Origin of the sequence: Allomuricauda sp. CP2A (assembly GCF_001683915.1) — a bacterium.
Classification (GTDB): Bacteria; Bacteroidota; Bacteroidia; order Flavobacteriales; family Flavobacteriaceae; genus Flagellimonas.
The window spans coordinates 21,872-40,240 of the sequence record NZ_LXTT01000021.1 but is presented as its reverse complement, the minus strand read 5'-3'; the positions used below and the strand labels follow the sequence as shown (position 1 = coordinate 40,240).

The 18,369-nt window shown below is 42.8% G+C and carries 14 protein-coding genes; 10 read left to right on the top strand and 4 right to left on the bottom strand.

Features of this window, described 5'->3' with window-relative positions; all coding sequences use genetic code 11:
- Window positions 1–237 precede the first annotated feature (237 nt).
- Both A7D14_RS02325 and A7D14_RS02320 read left to right on the top strand, forming a co-directional pair.
- Window positions 238–3,510 (top strand): SusC/RagA family TonB-linked outer membrane protein, encoded by a 3,273-nt coding sequence (locus tag A7D14_RS02325; protein WP_218058497.1) that lies wholly within the window; start codon window positions 238–240, stop codon window positions 3,508–3,510.
- Window positions 3,511–3,514: 4 nt separating this feature from the next.
- Window positions 3,515–5,092 (top strand): SusD/RagB family nutrient-binding outer membrane lipoprotein, encoded by a 1,578-nt coding sequence (locus A7D14_RS02320; RefSeq protein WP_067029513.1) that lies wholly within the window; start codon window positions 3,515–3,517, stop codon window positions 5,090–5,092.
- Between the two features lie 307 nt (window positions 5,093–5,399).
- Here A7D14_RS02320 and A7D14_RS02315 read toward each other — a convergent pair whose 3' ends face one another.
- Entirely contained in the window at window positions 5,400–6,281 is an 882-nt protein-coding gene (locus A7D14_RS02315) for a helix-turn-helix domain-containing protein (RefSeq protein ID WP_067029511.1), read from the bottom strand.
- A gap of 490 nt (window positions 6,282–6,771) precedes the next feature.
- On the opposite strand from A7D14_RS02315, the gene A7D14_RS02310 reads away from it, so the two are divergent.
- On the top strand, window positions 6,772–7,548 hold the full coding sequence (locus tag A7D14_RS02310; protein WP_067029509.1) for an SDR family NAD(P)-dependent oxidoreductase: 777 nt from the start codon (window positions 6,772–6,774) through the stop codon (window positions 7,546–7,548).
- Between the two features lie 9 nt (window positions 7,549–7,557).
- Window positions 7,558–8,415, top strand: a complete 858-nt coding sequence (locus A7D14_RS02305; RefSeq protein WP_067029507.1) for a fumarylacetoacetate hydrolase family protein — start codon at window positions 7,558–7,560, stop codon at window positions 8,413–8,415.
- A gap of 2 nt (window positions 8,416–8,417) precedes the next feature.
- Here A7D14_RS02305 and A7D14_RS02300 read toward each other — a convergent pair whose 3' ends face one another.
- The 3 genes from A7D14_RS02300 to A7D14_RS02290 form a co-directional block, all read right to left on the bottom strand.
- Window positions 8,418–10,025: a UxaA family hydrolase gene (locus tag A7D14_RS02300; protein WP_067029505.1), complete on the bottom strand. Its 1,608-nt coding sequence runs from the start codon at window positions 10,023–10,025 to the stop codon at window positions 8,418–8,420.
- A gap of 2 nt (window positions 10,026–10,027) precedes the next feature.
- Window positions 10,028–11,452: a tagaturonate reductase gene (locus A7D14_RS02295; RefSeq protein ID WP_067029503.1), complete on the bottom strand. Its 1,425-nt coding sequence runs from the start codon at window positions 11,450–11,452 to the stop codon at window positions 10,028–10,030.
- 61 nt (window positions 11,453–11,513) lie between these two features.
- The gene (locus tag A7D14_RS02290; protein WP_067029501.1) at window positions 11,514–12,527 is read right to left on the bottom strand and encodes a zinc-binding alcohol dehydrogenase family protein; all 1,014 of its coding nucleotides are present in this window, start codon (window positions 12,525–12,527) and stop codon (window positions 11,514–11,516) included.
- Window positions 12,528–12,671: 144 nt separating this feature from the next.
- On the opposite strand from A7D14_RS02290, the gene A7D14_RS02285 reads away from it, so the two are divergent.
- The 6 genes from A7D14_RS02285 (at window position 12,672) to A7D14_RS02260 (ending at window position 18,336) form a co-directional block, all read left to right on the top strand.
- Complete coding sequence (locus A7D14_RS02285) at window positions 12,672–13,700, top strand: LacI family DNA-binding transcriptional regulator (protein ID WP_083157943.1); 1,029 nt, start codon at window positions 12,672–12,674, stop codon at window positions 13,698–13,700.
- A 129-nt stretch (window positions 13,701–13,829) separates the two neighbouring features.
- The gene (locus A7D14_RS02280) at window positions 13,830–14,672 is read left to right on the top strand and encodes an amidohydrolase family protein (RefSeq protein ID WP_313790793.1); all 843 of its coding nucleotides are present in this window, start codon (window positions 13,830–13,832) and stop codon (window positions 14,670–14,672) included.
- 63 nt (window positions 14,673–14,735) lie between these two features.
- Window positions 14,736–15,515, top strand: coding sequence for an SDR family oxidoreductase (locus tag A7D14_RS02275; RefSeq protein WP_067029498.1), 780 nt, complete (start codon window positions 14,736–14,738; stop codon window positions 15,513–15,515).
- A 9-nt stretch (window positions 15,516–15,524) separates the two neighbouring features.
- Window positions 15,525–16,841 carry an L-fucose:H+ symporter permease gene (gene fucP / locus A7D14_RS02270; protein WP_067029496.1) on the top strand — a complete coding sequence of 439 codons (1,317 nt, stop codon included), beginning with the start codon at window positions 15,525–15,527 and terminating at the stop codon, window positions 16,839–16,841.
- Window positions 16,829–17,176 (top strand): L-rhamnose mutarotase, encoded by a 348-nt coding sequence (locus A7D14_RS02265; protein ID WP_067029493.1) that lies wholly within the window; start codon window positions 16,829–16,831, stop codon window positions 17,174–17,176. The genes fucP and A7D14_RS02265 overlap by 13 nt, the downstream gene beginning before the upstream one ends.
- Window positions 17,173–18,336 (top strand): alpha-hydroxy acid oxidase, encoded by a 1,164-nt coding sequence (locus A7D14_RS02260; RefSeq protein WP_067029491.1) that lies wholly within the window; start codon window positions 17,173–17,175, stop codon window positions 18,334–18,336. Before A7D14_RS02265 ends, A7D14_RS02260 begins: the two co-directional genes overlap by 4 nt.
- Window positions 18,337–18,369 lie beyond the last annotated feature (33 nt).

The window sequence follows — 18,369 nt, the reverse complement described above, 5'->3', positions numbered from 1 at the left end:
TATATGATTCTTTGTTCCTGTTTGGGAATTTATTCCTGGGAAAACTTATGTCAAAAAAAATAAGTATAAAAAAAACACTTATTAATTCTTAAAAGTACTTGTTCCATGACTGTTCTCCCAAAAAAGTTCCTGAACAAAAAACTCATATGAGCAGAAGAAGTAGGCTTTTTTTGGAAAAGAGCATTACTGAAACTGTTCATATACACTAACAATAACCAAAAACTAATTCGTACAATTATGAAAAACTATCACTTTTTGTGGTGCATTGTACTGTTAACGTGTTCTAGTGCTGTAGCCAATGTCTATAGTGGAATGGATAACGAGACAGACATGGATCGGAAAATTTTCAATGAAACTAATTTACAAACTACTGTTACCGGTTCGGTTACGGACGAAAATGGCCAACCCTTTTTGGGGGTCACCGTTGTCGTGAAGAATACCACAAATGGTACTTCAACAGACTTCGATGGAAATTATTCAATTGAAGTGGGGAATGCCCAGAGCGTATTGGTATTTTCTTTTATCGGCTATAAAAGCCAAGAAATAGTAGTTGGAAACCGAAGTGTGATCAATGTAAGCCTCGAACCAGATGTAACTTCTTTGAATGAAGTTGTGGTTACAGGGCTTGGTATCCGAAAAGATACGAGAAAACTTGGGTATGCGGTGACCTCTGTTCAAACGGAGGAACTCACCAAAACCAGAACCGTTAACCCTATGGAATCCCTGGTAGGTAAGGTTGCAGGTTTAAACATTACCCCACCTTCCGCTGGTGCGGCTTCAAGTATGAAGATTCGTTTGCGTGGTCAAGCAGCCTTTGCCGGTGCGAGCAACTCACCTCTTTTTGTTATCAACGGTCTGCCTATAGACCAAGGTGCAAGGGGTGCCAATGGTCGTGGCGAGCAAAGGGATTTGGGTGATAATCTACAGAACATCAACCCTGATGATATTGAAAGTATGACCGTGCTTAAGGGAGCCACGGCAGCAGCCATTTATGGTGCAAGGGCAGCCAACGGGGCGGTAATCATCACCACAAAATCAGGTAGACTGAATCAGGGCATTGGTGTTGAATTCACCTCGAGTTATTCTACCTCTGAGGCATTGAACTTTATGGATGAAATCACCCAGACCATGTATGGTCAGGGTACCAGTGGCCAAAGGCCCCAAACCCAAGGTGAGGCAGCAGCCACAGGTCAATTTGGCTTTGGGGAACGATTGGACGGAGCACCAACAATAAACTTTGATGGTGTTATGAGGCCTTATTCCGCTTATCCATATAAACTCTACGACTTCCTTAGAACGGGATCCAACCTTACCAATACCATAGGCCTATCTGGAGGGAATGAAAAGGGAAGTTTCAGGGCTTCATTTGCCAATACCGATGCTAAGGGTATCCAACCTGCCAACGAGTACAAAAAACGGATCTTTAACATAGGTATCAACTACAATATTACCGAAAAGCTGAATCTGTTGTTGAACGTAAACTATGCCAATGAAGAGAACATCAACCCACCTGAAATTGGAACTCAGGGGCCGGGTGCGGTGAACTTTTTCAACAGGACAACCGTTTCTGTTCCCATTGAGGCCTATGAGCAAAGTGCCATCGACCCAGTAACGGGAGCTGAATTGCGTACAAACGGATTCCTGGGTACCATCAACAACCCATACTATCAACTACAAAAAAAACAGTTCTTTAACGATGAGCGTAATCGTTTACTAGGTACTGCCACCCTGAGATATGATTTCACCGATTGGCTCTATTTGCAAGGTCGATACAACTATGACTTTGCCACCAATTTTAGAGAATGGAACGAGCTAAATGGTGCAGGCGCCACCACAACTTTGGAAGGTGATACAGGATTTTACCGGGGTCGTTATGACATTCAACAGACCGAGACAAGGGATATTAACGCCGATTTCTTAGTTGGTTTCAGCAAAACCTTTGGTAAATTTTCTGTGGATGCCACTATTGGTGGTAACACATGGAGGTCCAGATTCCAACAAAATTCACAGTTCTCAAGGCTCTTTGTTGTACCAGACCTATATTCAATTACCAATGGTACCTTCTTTGAAACTGACCAAGCAGGGTTTCAACCTTATCAATACAGCACGTTTAGGATCAATTCACTTTACTCAACAGCTGATTTCGGCTACAATGACCTAATTTATTTGAATTTTACGGGAAGACAGGACTGGTTCTCGGTGCTTAACCCTGAGGATAATTCAGTATTCTATCCATCCGTTTCAGGTAGTTTGGTCTTCTCCGAATTACTGAACAATAGAGATGGCTGGTTTAATTATGGTAAGGTAAGGGCATCTTGGGCAGAAGTAGGTAGCGCCAATGGTGTGAATACCTATGAAGGTATATTGAATTACAACATCAATCCACCTTTCAATGGTCAGACCACTGCAGGTGTTCAAGGAGGGTTTGCTCCCAACCCATCGTTACGACCATTTACCGTTACTGAAAAAGAGATTGGTCTTGATATGCGATTGTTCAATAATCGTTTACGTTTTGATATAGCCGCTTTTGAGAAAATCACCACCGACCAGATTCTGGACGTTACCCTTTCAAATGCTTCCGGTTATGACAACTCCAAGCAAAATGTAGCTTCTTTGAAAAACAGCGGATTGGAAACTTTAGTTGAATTCACTCCCATTCAAACCAACGACTTTACTTGGGTAAGTTCATGGAACAACGCCTACCTATCAACAGAAGTGTTGGATGTGGGTAATGACAGCGGAACCATTCTTCTTATCTTCTTTAACGGTACCGGGAACGAGTTCCTCGGTGAATTGAGGTATACAGAAGGTATGGCCATGAACCAATTGTACACAAGGACGTACAGGAGAAACGCCAATGGACAAATTTTGGTGAATGATGATGGACGCTTACTGGCCACCAACGGCGACACACCGGGTGCAGAGGAAACCAATGGTTTCTTGCCCGTTGGTAGCTCCATCCCAAAACATACGGGAGGTTGGAACAACAGTTTCCAGTATAAGAACTTTACATTTGGCTTTTTTATAGATTACAAGTTTGGTGGTACCGTACTTTCATCGACACATTTGAATATGTTGAGACAGGGACACTCCATTTTGTCACTTGAAGGTCGTCGCGAGGGTGAGAATGGAATCATTGTTCCCAACAGTGTTTATGAAAGCACTGGACAGCCCAATACCACAGCGGTTACCAATTTGCAATCCTTTTATGCAGACTATCGTAACCTTCAGATTGGTGATCCATTCACCTTTAAATCCGATTTTATTAAGTTGAGAAGCATAAACCTCTCTTATGATTTTACCAGTGCTATCAGTAATATTTCAGATTTGAAATTCATTAAGGGATTAACTTTGTCTGCTTCATGCCGTAATGTGGCAATTCTCTACAAAGACTTCCCTGGTATTGATCCAGAAGCTGTACAGTCTTCCGGTGACTTTAGGGCTGGGTATGAAAACTCTGCGCTACCGACCACCCGTAATTACAATTTTAGCCTAAATGTTAAATTCTAGAACTATGAAAACGATAAAATATATTAAACATATAGTCTTTGTTTGCCTGGTTATCGGTATGGGTGGATGTGACGAAGATTTTGTGGAAGTAAACACAAATCCTTACGCGGTAACAGAGGTTGACCCAGCATTATTGTTCGCCGGGGCGCAACGGAGCCATCTAGGAAACTGGTCTGCCGAACATACCATTGTGCAACATTTTGTAAACCCTTTTAACCAAGGTGCCACCCTCGGCTTTAATTTTAATGAGGACATTGACGGGGTCAATAATCCAAAGTGGAACGGTTCATATTCCTCTGACATCAGGAATCTGGAACAGGCTTTGATTTTGTTGGGCCAAGATGAGGGCAGTAATAGGACGAACCTCACCAGTATGGTCCGTATTTGGAAAGCCCAAATTTTTATGGGAATTGTGGACACCTATGCAGATGTCCCCTACTTTGACGCCGCTAAGGCCGTAAGTGAACTCATTTATTTCCCAACCTATGATGATGATGAAGCCATCTATGAGGATCTGTATAATGAACTCACTGAAGCCATAGCAGCTCTGAATCCAAATGGAGGTTTTGTTTCTGAAGACCTTTTCTATGGGGCCAATAGCGAACAACCCACCGGATCGGCCTCAGCTCAGGTTGCCAAATGGAGAAAATTGGGCAATTCACTTTTGCTACGATTGGGCATGCGCTATTCAAAATTAAATGCTTCCAGAGCCGAATCCATAGTTTCTGAAGCTGTTGCCGGAGGTGTTATGACCTCAAACGCCGACAACGCTTATGTAAAGTATGATGGAAGTACATTTACTCAAGGAGAGAACAATAATTTGCGAAACTTCTCATTTTTTAATTACGCAGCCGAACCATTGGTGGACCAACTAAAATCCACAGATGACCCCCGGGGCCAATACATGATTGCCACGTATGATGACCCAGGTGCCGTAGCTAATGACACTGATCCCGATACCGATTTGGCCAACCAATTTGGGGTGCCAATCGGGGTTTCAGATTTGCAGCTATCGGATACTTCTCTAGGATATCGTGGCACTAATGGTGCAGGACTGGCTTACTCTCAGATCAATATTTTTGCCGTGGCATCACCTGCTGCTCCGGACTTTTATGTAACCTATGCACAAACTTCTTTGCTTATGGCTGAAGCTGCATTTAGGGGATGGATATCTGGGGATCCTGAAGCACTTTACGAGCAAGGGATAAGGGCAGACATGCAGATTTATGAACTTTATCCAAATACCACACCCATTACAAATGCCGAAATAAATGCCTATTTGGCTGAGCCGGAAGTGGCTTATGATGCTGGCAATGCCTTGGAGTTGATCAATACGCAATATTGGTTGGTCAACTTTAGAAACGGTACGGAAGCTTTTGCCAATGTAAGGAGAAGTGGTTTTCCAGACCTGGAAAGAAACGATTTCAACGATAACCTCTTGGCCAATGGTGGGGATGGTTTTGTGCATAGAATGACATATCCTGATCGTGAGGCTTCTGCTAATGCGGAAAACTACGCAGCTGCAGCCGCCGCCATTGGTGGAGACAATCTGGTATCCCGGGTTTTTTGGGATGTCCCATAAATAAATTAGTGATAATTATTTTGAGTTAGTTATTTCTAAAGGCCACTTGTCGTAAAAAACAGGTGGCTTTTTTTTAGCCTTAAAAACTAAAACACTCTGGACTAGAAGTCCAGAGGAAGGGCAATAAAATTGCCATGGTTATTAGGTTATTGAGTTATTCAATAATCACATGGTAACCCAGTAACCCAATAACTCATGGATACATAAAAATTTATAGAAACTAAAGTAACTTCAATTAAACCTGACTGCCGTCAGGCAAGTTTGCAGGGTTTTAACCTTTAATTGGACAATAAAAGAAGATTGTAATTCAAATCTCAACATATTCCTGGCCTATCTTCAGGTCCAAGGTTAATAAATGCCTTTTGCGGTATTCTCTGGGAGTCAGTTTGTTTTTTTTCTTAAACGCCGCATTGAATCTACTTATGGAACTAAAGCCCGATTGAAAGGCCAATGAAGTAATGGGCTCATCAGAAATTGATAGCTTTCTTTCAGCATAAAGTACCCGCTGCCCTATAATATAATTTGAGATGGTCTTACAAAATGCTTTTTTGAAGATTGAATTGGCATAGTCAGGATGGAGTCCTACTTCTCTTGCAACATCACTCGCCTTAATGGGTTCTGTAAAATTACTGGCAATGAACATTGCCATTCTTTCCACAAGGTTTATAGGCGGCGGCTTAACTTTCTGTTCGCAAGACTGGGGTAAGTTTTTCAAAGCTAAGCGTTTTATAAAAGCACAAATTTCCAGTGAACAGGCAGCATAGAGTTCCGATCCCCTTTTGTCAAGCTCTAAAGACCATCTATCAAAACGCTTTTTTTCAAACTCAATATCTTCTAAATCCCGTGTAATCTGTACCTCTCCCTTAAAAATGGAATCAAGAAATGTTTTTGGCAAGTTCCATTCGTGCAAAACAGAGAATGGTATGGTGATGACATAATAGGGACAATCCTTTTTAAAGTCAATGACTTGATGTGGCATAAGAGCCCAAAATGCTATTACCGTCCCCCTCTTTATCTTGAATTTTCGGTTGCTTATTAGATACGTAATTGAACAATCTGGCAAAAAATTGATTTCCAACTCGTTATGTCGCTCTTCCCTCTTCATTCTCTTGGGTTGCCACAATTCACAGCCCAATCCGTATGGTTTAAGATCAGTTCTAGATTCATCAAATCGTGTTGGCGTATCCATAAGGTTAGCTATTCATTAGTAGAAAAAAATTCTATTAATTCTGTTATCTAACTGTCTGGCGGGGAATGTCCAATACAGAAAGACGGATTCATATCATTATCATATCCCTTAATAAGTGTGCTTATTACATTTTAAAATTAATGAAATTTTTGCGAACCTTGCAAATTATTTTTGCCCAATGCCCAATTATATCAAAAAAAGAAGTTCTTTATTTATAAATATAAAATTTACGCTTCTGACCATTCACACCCAATCAACCAGTTGAACTGTTAAGAATTTCACTGTACCATGGGTATTCTTTACGTAGATTTCCTTGAAACTTTTCATTATTCCAGCGGTCATACAAAAATTGATGGATCTTTAAAATGGAAAAGATGGAACTACAGACCCATTTAATGAAAAAACTGATTATTATTGCAGTCAAGACCAAGATGTCTTGTTTCCCGGTGGCAACCCATGAAAAACATAAAATTTAGAAGTAACCCTTAAAATGAAGTTTAGTTTACACGGTAAAACAGCCATTGTGACCGGAGGAGGCAGTGGAATTGGAAAAGCTATTTCCCTGACATTTGCCTCTTATGGGGCCAAAGTACATATTCTGGACTTTAATGACGAAGCATCCCAAGATACCCTTTCTGAAATTCAAGCATTGGGCAACAATGCCAAGGCACATATATGCGATGTTTCCAATCAAGAAAATGTAAACCAAATCATTGGCAAAATTACTGAAAATGGAGTCCCGGACATTCTAGTGAACAATGCAGGCATTGCCCATGTGGGAAATATTGAGGCCGTTTCCGAGCAAGATCTGGACAAGCTATACAATGTTAATATTAAAGGTGTTTATAATTGCACCAAGGCAATACTGCCCTACATGAAGAAAAAAGGAGGTGGTATTATTTTAAACATTGCCTCTGTGGCGGCTTCAGTAGGGATTACGGACCGTTTTGCCTATTCAATGACCAAAGGAGCAGTGCTTACCATGACCTATTCCATTGCCAACGATTATGTAAACCACGGAATACGGTGCAATTCCATTTCCCCGGGGAGGGTATATACGCCTTTTGTGGATGGGTTCATTAAAAAGAACTACCCGGGTCAGGAAGAAGAAATTTTTGAAAAACTTTCCAAGACCCAACCCATAGGACGCATGGCGGAGCCACAAGAAGTTGCGGACTTGGCCCTCTTCCTTTGTTCGGATGAGGCTAAATTTATAACAGGAACCGATTACCCCATCGATGGTGGGTTCATTAAGTTAAAAGGTTAAATACAGAACATGAAATTAATTCGATTTGGAACTGCCGGAAATGAAAAACCCGGTGTGCAATTGGCAGACGGGACAAGACTTGACGTATCTGCATTTGGAATGGATTATACTGAGGCGTTTTTTGGAAACAATGGTATAGAAAAGCTAAGAAATTGGCTGAGCGACCATGAATCCGATTGCCCTACCATAGATAATGAAATTCGCTTGGGCCCGCCTTTGGCAAGACCCTCAAAACTTGTATGCGTGGGATTGAATTATGCAATGCATGCCAAAGAGGCCGGTATGGCCATCCCAAAGGAACCTGTACTTTTCTTTAAATCGACCACTGCCATATGTGGCCCATTTGATGAGGTCATTATTCCCAAAAATTCTGAAAAGTCCGATTGGGAAGTGGAACTCGCCATTGTCATCGGCAAAAAAGCTTCCTATATTGAAGAATCAGAAGCCATGGACCATATTGCAGGGTATGTCCTTCACAACGATATCAGTGAAAGGGCATTCCAAATAGAGAAAGAAGGACAATGGTGCAAGGGCAAAGGCTGTGACACATTTGCTCCCCTAGGTCCATTCATTGCCACAGCCGATGAAATAAAAGACCCCAATAATCTGGAATTATGGTTGGAGGTCAATGGTGAACGCCTACAGCATTCATCAACATCAGATTTTATTTTCAATGTGCAGGAGGTGGTTTCCTATATCAGTCAGTTTATGACCCTTTTGCCCGGTGATGTCATTTCAACCGGAACCCCTTTTGGAGTCGGTCTTGGTTTTAATCCACCCAAATACCTAAAGCCGGGGGATACTATGGAACTTGGTATTGAAGGTCTTGGAATATCCAAACAAACCTGCGTGGCTTATAAAAAATAGGGTTACAAGGACACCCCTCTTTTCCAAGGAATAAAATCATCCTGTCCCAGCATATCAGCCTTGGCTGTTTTCTCGCCGCTGGCCACAGCTATGATATATTCCATCAATAGGGTGCCCATTTCCTCAATGCTCTTCTCCCCACGTATCACAGGGCCCGTATCCACATCAATGATATCGGGCATCCTTTCTGCCAAAATGGTATTGGAGGAAACCTTGATCACCGGTGTTATGGGATTGCCCGTTGGGGTGCCAAGCCCCGTGGTGAACACCACTATATTTGCCCCAGAGCCTACCATACCGGTGGTACTTTCCACATCGTTGCCCGGGGTACAAAGCAGGTTGAGTCCTGGTTTGGTGACATATTCGGCATAGTCCAACACATCCGTTATGGGTGAGGTCCCGCCTTTTTTAGCCGCACCGGCAGACTTCATGGCATCGGTGATAAGTCCATCTTTTATATTTCCAGGGGATGGGTTCATATCAAAACCCGACCCGGCATCAATGGCAGATTTTTCATAGGTCTTCATCAGGTTGAGAAATTTATCGGCCTTTTCATCATCCACACACCGATTGACCAGCTCCTGCTCTACCCCACAGAGTTCAGGAAACTCGGAAAGAATTGGTGAACCGCCCAAAGCGGCAAGAATATCAGACACATACCCCAACGTTGGATTAGCCGATATGCCCGAAAAACCGTCCGACCCGCCACATTCCAGACCCAACTTCAATTTTGAGAGGGGTGCGGGTTGTCTTTCGATTTCGTTTGCTTCAATCAAGGCCCCATAGGTGTCTTTTATGATGGTGTTCATCATATTTTCCACTGTCCCCATTTGTTGTTGTTCATAGATCAACACCGGTTTTTTTAGATTTGGGTTGATTGTACCCAGTGCCTCCTTAAAAGTCTTAATCTGTAGATTCTGGCAGCCCAAACTAAGCACAGTGGCTCCGGCAACATTGGAGTTGTTCACATAGCCTGCCAACAATTTGGCCAAAAGTTCGGAATCTTGCCGGATTCCCCCGCACCCACCTTGGTGGGTAATAAACTTTACCTTGACATTTTTGAATATTGATTTTCGCTCCAATGTGGGCCGAACCGTTTCTTCTTCCCCACTGATGAGCGATCGGAGCAGATGCCTTTGCTCACTTACTTCATCCACGTATAGTTCCTTGTCAAAAATCTCCTTTAAACGCTCAATGTTCTTGTTCTCACAAAAAACAAGTGGGAAAAATAGCCAAACATTCTCTGTTCCCACTTGGCCATCTGCTCTGTGGTATCCCATAAATTGCCGCTTTTCCCATTGGGAGACATCTGGGGCAGACCATTCCACATCCACTTTTCTTCCAGTGGGAACAGCGCTTTGGTGTATTACATTTTCAGTGGTCAAAAGCATTCCTTTGTCCAAATCTTTTTGTGCCGTGCCCACCAATACACCATACATATAGATTTTGTCCCCTTTCTTTAGAGGTTGTAAATTGATTTTGTGTTTGGCAGGAACATCAGCATGTAATTCCATGCGTATATCCCCAAACTCGATATGGTCGCCCTTGGACAAATCGATAAGGGCAATGGCCACATTGTCATCGGGATGTACCTTTATCAGCTTTTTCATGTCTATTTTTTTAGATGATTGCAAAATTCATTGAAACCCACTTCTATCCCGTTCCTTTCAATATGTTCCAGGGCGATTGTCAGGGCTTCCCCCAAGCCTGCTACTTTGGTCAAATCCTGTCCCCAAAACTTTTCTTCGGCAATGATGCCATCAACTATGGATTGGACATCATGTGTAGATTTCCAAATCTTCTGAATATAAGATACAATGTTTTCGTCGTCATTCACAGGAAGTTTTTCCCCTTTCCACTCGCCTTTATAAAATCGGAGTAGGCATGCAAAGGCAAATACCAGTCCAGCCGGTAGTTTGCCTGTATTTTTTTTGTATTGCAATAGGCTTGGCAGCACCCTCACCTTAAATTTGGAGATAGTGTTCAATGCAATGCTGGCCAAATAGTGTTTTATAAACGGATTTCTGAATCTGTCCAAAACCGCATTGGCAAAAATTTCCAGTTCCGCTTTATCCAGTTCCAAAGTGGGAATGATCTCATCAAAAATAATGTCTGAAACAAATTTCCCTGTGAATCTATCATCAACGGTTTCTTTTACGGTGCTATTTCCATACATCAAGGAAAAGGGTACCATTGCCGTGTGTGCCCCATTCAAGATTCGCACTTTTCTGGTTCTATAGGGCTGCATATCGGAAACGATTTTTACATCAAGCCCTGTTTTATGAAATGGAAGCCTTTTCTTGAGCGCTTCATCGCCTTCTATTACCCACAAAAAAAACACCTCTGAGGTAACTATCAACTTGTCCTCATAATCCAATTGTTGGGTATAGCTCAAAATATCATCCTTGGGATAGCCCGGAACAATCCGATCTACCAATGTATTGTGAAAACTACAGCCATCCTCAATCCAGTTTTTGAAATCGGACCCCAATTCCCACGCTGTACAATTTTGAAGCAGCAATGCCTTTAGTGCATCGGCATTGGTGTTGATCAGTTCGCATGGAATAATGGTAAGGGCCTTACTATGATCTCCCTTAAAATGCTTGAACCGTTCGTATAAAAAAACGGTCAGCTTAGCCGGAAACGAATTGGGTGGTGCCATGTTTGGGGTATCCTTTTCATCATAGGCAATTCCGGCCTCTGTAGTATTGGAGACGACAAACTGCAATTCCGGTTCATGGGCCAACATTATGAAGGATTCAAAATCGGCATAGGGATTCACGGCAAGTTCAATGGCGTCAATCCGGTATTTTTCCTGAATTTCAGTACCCCCCACTACTCCCTTTGAAAACAGGGTATACCGCCCTTCCTGCTCATTAAGAACGTCAACAAGTCCATTTTCAATGGGTTGTACCACCGCAATTCCAGCGTTGAAATCCAGTTCGGTATTAAGCTTGTGAAATGCATAGCCCACAAATGCCCTTAAAAAGTTGCCTTCACCAAATTGAACAATCTTAATGGGTCTTTTTTTTGACATATTCGCTATAAATTTTTAGGGTGATGGGGTTGGAAATGTGTATTTGCACCTATAAATCAATCTAACCGATGTCCACTACCGCCTTAACCGCCAGATCATCGGAACCGATAAAATCATCAAAGATTTCGGGTAATTCCGAAAACTTCATTCGATGGGTGATGTATTTATCGGTTGGGAAACTTTTGATCATTTGAATGACATGCTCGAAATCTTTATAAGTGGCATTCCTACTGCATAACAATGTGGTTTCCTTGGCATGGATCTGTGGGTGGTTATAGACTAAATCGCCCTTTGATAAACCGACCAAAACGTACCTCCCGCCATGGCACATATATTTTGGCCCTTCCTCCAGGGCTCGCTTTGCCCCAGTGGCATCAAATACAACCTCACAAAGATTGCCATTGGTTAGCTCCATGACCCTTTCCTCTGCATTTTCCTCAACAGTGTTAATGATATGATCGGCTCCCATGTTGTCCATGGCATATTTCAACCGCTTGTTGTCTATATCAATGGCTATGACACGCGCACCAATTATCCGAGCTTGTGCCATCAGTGCAATTCCAATGGGGCCACAACCCATGACAACAATGGTCTCCCCCTTCTTTAAGGATGCCCGGCGAATGGCATGGGCGGCAATTGCCAAAGGCTCAATAATAACCGTTTCGTCTTCGGTAAGATGATTCACCGGAATCAAGACATTTGTGGGCAGGCTGATAAGTTCCTGCATGCCCCCATCTGTGTGGACCCCAATCACCTTAATATTGGAACAGCAATTTGTTTTTCCATGGGTACAGGCTATACACGTACCGCAGCTCAAATAGGGCATGATGGCCACCCTGTCCCCTACTTTTATAGTATCGGTGTTGTTGTCTACTTCTACGACTTCTGCACAAAGTTCATGGCCTAAAATTCGTGGATAGGTGAAAAAGGCTTGGTTTCCACCATACGCATGGATGTCGGTGCCACATATACCCACGTTCTTAATTCGCAGCAATGCCTCATTCCCTTTTCTTTTGGGCACTTCCTTCTCATTTAAGACAAAATTACCCGGCTTTTCGCAGACCACATACTTCATAAAGCACAAAAATTTAAGTTATATTTCAAACGTTTGAACAAATGTATGATATTTGTTGAACCTTTGGAAGGTATTCAGAAAATCCACTAAAATTGGATATTTGTTTTAATTTACTGATTTAGGATACCTATAAGCTAGAAGATATTGAAGAAAAGAAAACCTACCATAGTGGATATTGCCAACTATATGGGAATCAGCCCATCAGCTGTATCAAAAGCCATGAGCAACCATCCACGTATGTCCGAAAAAACCAAAAAAGAAGTGGCCAAGGTTGCGGAGCAATTGGGTTACCAAAGAAATAATATGGCCACCGGACTTCGCAAAGGCAAGAGCGGGTTGATCGGGGTTATTGTGCCCTATATCCATGTGAATTTCTTTTCTACCGCAATCAAGGGGATAGAGGATGTGCTGGGCCAAGCCGGATATAGCATAGTGATAGGACAGTCCAAAGATGAGACAAACAAAGAGGTTGCGCAGGTTGATGTTTTTCTCAACGCACAGGTCGAGGGCATTATCGCTTCAATCGCCTCCAATACCAAAGATTCCTCACACTTTATCAAGGCTTTGGCGAATGGGGTAAAGGTTGTCCTTTTTGATCGTACCATTCCAGAATTGGATGTTGATCAGATCATGATAGACGATTTTGATGCGGCTACCAAGGCAACAAAACATTTATTTGACCAAGGCTATGGGAAAATTGGGCTTATCAGTGGACCTCTAGAGCTTCTTCCCTATAAAAGGCGTTTGGATGGATACAAAGCGGTACTCGCCCAAACAGGTAGGGAATTTGATGAAAACCTCATCGTTGAAACAGATATTTCCCTTGAGTCTGGGAAAAAGGCAGCAGCCCAACTTATGGATCGTAAAAACCCGCCAGATGCCCTATTTTGTTTGAGTGATGTCCTTGCCCTTGGGGCAATGAACGCAGTGCGGGAGAGAGGAAAAAAAATGCCCGAAGAAGTTGGCATAATGGGTTTCAGTAACGAAAATTTTACTACATACGTGTCCCCTTCCCTATCCACCGTTGACCAATTCAGTGAACAAATGGGAAATCATGCTGCAAAAGCCATCCTTAATCAGCTTAGGGCCGAGGAATCCCATAACCATGTCCCGAGCAAACAAGTCTTGTCCCCCAAACTACTGATCAGGGAATCATCCAAAATAAGAAAATAGATATTTTGTTCAAACGTTTGAATTTAATCGTGTATTCCTTACTTTTAGTTTTTGCAAGTCCGTAATGGAGGGATTCACTTTGTGGAAAATGGGCAAAACTCCTCTTCACTAAGCAACACATGAAAATACATGAGTGAAATAAAAATCGATAGCCACCAACATTTTTGGAAATACCATCCAACGACCCACGCTTGGATTGATGCTTCCATGGAAACCCTAAAAAAGGATTTTTTGCCGTCCGATTTACACCCATTGCTCAAAAAAAATGGAATTAGTGGCTGCATCGCCGTTCAAGCCCAACAATCCGAAACGGAAACCGCATTTTTATTACATCTGGCCGAGGAACATCCATTTATAAAAGGAGTGGTGGGCTGGTTGGATCTTTGTGCTGATACCATTGAAGAAAAACTGCGGGAATATTCCCAAAATAATGCACTTAAAGGCCTTAGACATGTGGTGCAGGATGAACCAGATGACAATTTCATGCTTCGCCCCGATTTTAAAAAGGGAATTTCCTTGTTGCAAAAACATGGCCTTACCTACGATATTCTAATTTATCCCAAACAATTGCCAGCAGCCTTGGAACTTGTCAAACTTTTTCCGGAACAACCCTTTGTAATCGACCATATTGCCAAACCCAAGATTGATGGGAAGGTGGACGCAATGTGGGCAAATCATATTTCCGAATTGGGAAAGCACGATAATGTGTATTGTAAAATTTCAGGGATGGTAACAGAAACTGCGTGGGGTGGTTGGACAAAAAATGATTTCGTCCCCTATCTTGACAACGTGTTTGATTCCTTTGGTCCGGATAAAATCATGTTCGGTTCAGATTGGCCTGTATGCCTCCTCTCTGCCCAGTATGGAGAGGTTGTAGAAATTGTTGAGGACTATATTATGCATTTGCAGAAGGATGTCCGGGCAAAAATTATAGGGTTGAATGCCCTAAAATTTTATGGTATTCAGCTATAAAAAAGCTATGGTGAACATGAAAACTAATCGAAAACCCAAAAAGACGCTTTATAAACAACAAAAATGGATTTAGGATTAAAGGATAAGGTTATACTGGTCACGGGTGGCGACAAAGGGATTGGAAAAGGAATTTCCTTTGCTTTGGCGGAAGAAAATGCGATACCGGTTATCATTGGAAGAACAGAAAAAGATGTCCGTTCCACTGCGGAAGAAATCAAGGAAAAAGGTGGTGAAGCTTTCTATGCCATAGCAGAACTTACAGACCCGGAACAATGTAAAAAGGCCATAGAAAAAACCATAGCACGTTACGGCAAGATCAATGGATTGGTCAACAACGCAGGGATCAATGATGGTGTTGGTCTGGAACATGGCAACTATAAAGATTTCTTGCGTTCCTTGGAGCGCAATGTGGGACATTATTATGTCATGGCCCATTATGTACTGCCCTATCTAAAAAAGAACAAGGGAAGCATTGTGAACATTGGATCAAAAACTTCTTTTACGGGACAGGGCAATACTTCCGGCTATACGGCTGCCAATGGCGCCAGAAATTCACTTACAAGGGAATGGGCCGTGGAACTCCTTCCCTATTCCATCCGGGTAAATGCCGTAATTGTTGCAGAATGTTATACGCCCCTCTACAAGAAATGGATCAATACATTTGAAAATCCAAAGGAACGATTAAAGGAAATCACGGACAACATCCCCTTGGAAAACCGGATGACAACAGCAGAGGAAATTGCCAATGCCGTTGTGTTCCTACTTTCCGAAAAATCAAGCCATACAACAGGCCAACTTGTCTTTGTGGATGGTGGCTACACCCATTTAGATCGTGCTCTTTAAAACTCAGCAATGGAAAAATCAAAAATAGTACCCAAAGGTGTTCTGCTCCCATTTATATTGATTACCTCCCTTTTTGCGCTCTGGGGATTTGCCAACGCTGTTACGGATCCTATGGTCCAGGCCTTTAAGAAAGTTCTGGAACTTTCCAATTCCCAGGCAGCATGGGTCCAAATGGCATTTTATGGCGGCTATTTTTGCATGGCCCTGCCCGCAGCACATTTTGTGAGGAAATATTCGTACAAGACCGGGGTTTTGATCGGGTTGGCATTATATGCTGCCGGAGCACTTATGTTCTATCCTGCTGCCATCACCGAAAAATTTTGGTTCTTTTGTTTAAGTCTTTACATCCTCACCTTTGGCCTCGCCTTTTTGGAAACAACGGCCAATCCGTATATTTTGGCCATGGGCGATAGGGAAACCGCAACACAGCGTCTCAACCTCGCCCAAGTATTTAATCCGGTAGGTTCAATTTTGGGCCTTCTGGTGGCCCAGCAATTCGTATTGAAAAAGTTGGAGTCTGACAATATTATAAATTTCAGCTCTCTGACTGAGGCTAAAAAGGTATTGATCCGCACTTCCGATTTAATGGTCATACGAGACCCGTATGTTATTTTAGGACTGGTAATCCTCTTTGTCTTCGTGCTTATTTTGATCAGTAAGATGCCACAAGCCAAAAGTGATGGGGAACTCCCCTCGGTCAAACAAATAGGAAAAGCCCTGTTCCAAAGACCCAGTTATGTTTTGGGTGTCATCTCGCAAGTACTCTATGTGGGAGCGCAGATCATGTGTTGGACCTATATTTATCAATATGCAGAAGCCATTGGAATCTCCAGTGACACGGCTGCAAACTACCAATTTCTGGCCTTTATTTTCTTTTTGGTGGGCAGGGCAATCGGTACCTATATGCTCCGTTTTATCAGCCCCGGAAAGTTGTTGATGTGGTTTGCCATCCTTGCGGGCATGGCCACCTTGGGAACAATTTTTATCCAAGGAGAAATTGGGTTGTACTCCCTTGTCTGTGTCTCACTCTTCATGTCGGTTATGTTCCCGACCATTTACGGTATTTCTTTGGACAACTTGACCGAGGAAGAATCCAAATTGGGAGCAGCGGGATTGATCATGGCCATTGTAGGGGGCGCATTGATGCCAAAGCTACAAGGTATGATCATTGATATTGGGGGAAATGATGTGGCCGACACCCAAATTATTGGGGTATCAGAAGTGAATTTCTCCTTCATCCTGCCCCTGTGCTGCTTTGCCTTTATTGTTTGGTTTGGATTTAGAACATACAAACATTTTGAAACAGCGAGGAAATGGGAAATTTAAAAAGATATGGCCTTGCCCTTGATCTAGTGGATGACGAAGATAGCATCGCCACGTATATCGACTACCACAAAAACGTATGGCCAGAGATTTTGGAAAGCATTCTGAAATCCGGAATCCAGCAAATGGAAATCTATAGGGCCGGGAATCGATTGTTCATGGTCATGGAAGTTGATGAATCGTTCTCATTTGAAAAGAAACAGCAAGCCGATGCGAACAGTTCAAAAGTTCAGGAATGGGAAGAACTGATGTGGAAGTACCAGCAGGCAATTCCGACGGCCAAACCGGGTGAAAAATGGGTGTTGATGGATAAAATATTTGATTTACAGACCGCATGAGAAATCAAAAACAAATACAATTCAACCCAAAATACCCATCCATAGAGGATTTGAGGGAAAAGGCCCGTAGGCGTATCCCAAAATTTGCTTTTGAGTATCTTGATGGGGGCTGCAATGAAGAGGTCTGTCTCAGAAAAAACACTTCGGACATACGAGAGGTTGAACTGCTGCCCCGTTATCTGGACAGCTATCCTGGAGCTGACCTCACCACTGAACTTTTTGGCAAAGTATATGACGCCCCTTTTGGAGTAGCACCCATTGGGCTACAGGGACTTATGTGGCCCAACTCCCCCGAAATATTGGCCAAAGCGGCATTTGCCCATAACATTCCGTTCATTCTGAGTACGGTAACAACTTCCAGCATGGAACGCATCAGTGAAATTACCGAAGGTAATGCTTGGTTTCAACTATACCACCCCACAGAGGAATCCGTCCGTAATGACTTAATCAAACGCGCCGAAGCCGCTGGCTGCCCGGTTTTGGTATTGCTCTGTGACACACCGGTTTTTGGGTTTCGTCCCAAGGAAATAAAAAATGGGCTGTCCATGCCTCCAAAAATGAGCTTGAGCAACATTTTACAGATTTTGGGCAAACCCGAATGGGCCCTACAAACCTTACGCCATGGACAACCCAATTTTGAAGTGCTGAAACCGTATATGCCCAAGGTCTTGAACCTAAAACAACTGGGCAATTTTATGGACCAGACCTTCAGCAAGAGAATGGACATGGACAAGATTGCTTCCATAAGGGACATTTGGAAAGGAAAATTGGTTTTAAAAGGCGTGGTTACAGAGGTCGATGCGGAGAAAGCAATTTCATTGGGATTGGATGGTATCATTGTTTCCAACCACGGTGGCAGACAATTGGATGCCGGGGAATCCACAATTAAACCCTTAAAACGGATTGTGGACAAATATGGCGACCAAATCACAATTATGATGGACAGTGGCATACGTTCTGGACCGGATATCGCACGAGTTTTGGCCAGCGGAGCCCATTTTACCTTTATGGGACGCCCATTTATGTACGGGGCTGCGGCTTTGGGCAATGCAGGTGGGGACCATACCATTTCGCTATTAAAAACACAATTGAGACAAGTGATGGAGCAAATTGGGTGCACTGGTGTACATCAAATGCCCGAACATCTAGTAACCTTTTAAAATGCAGCCATCCTTTCTCAATAAAAAAAGAAT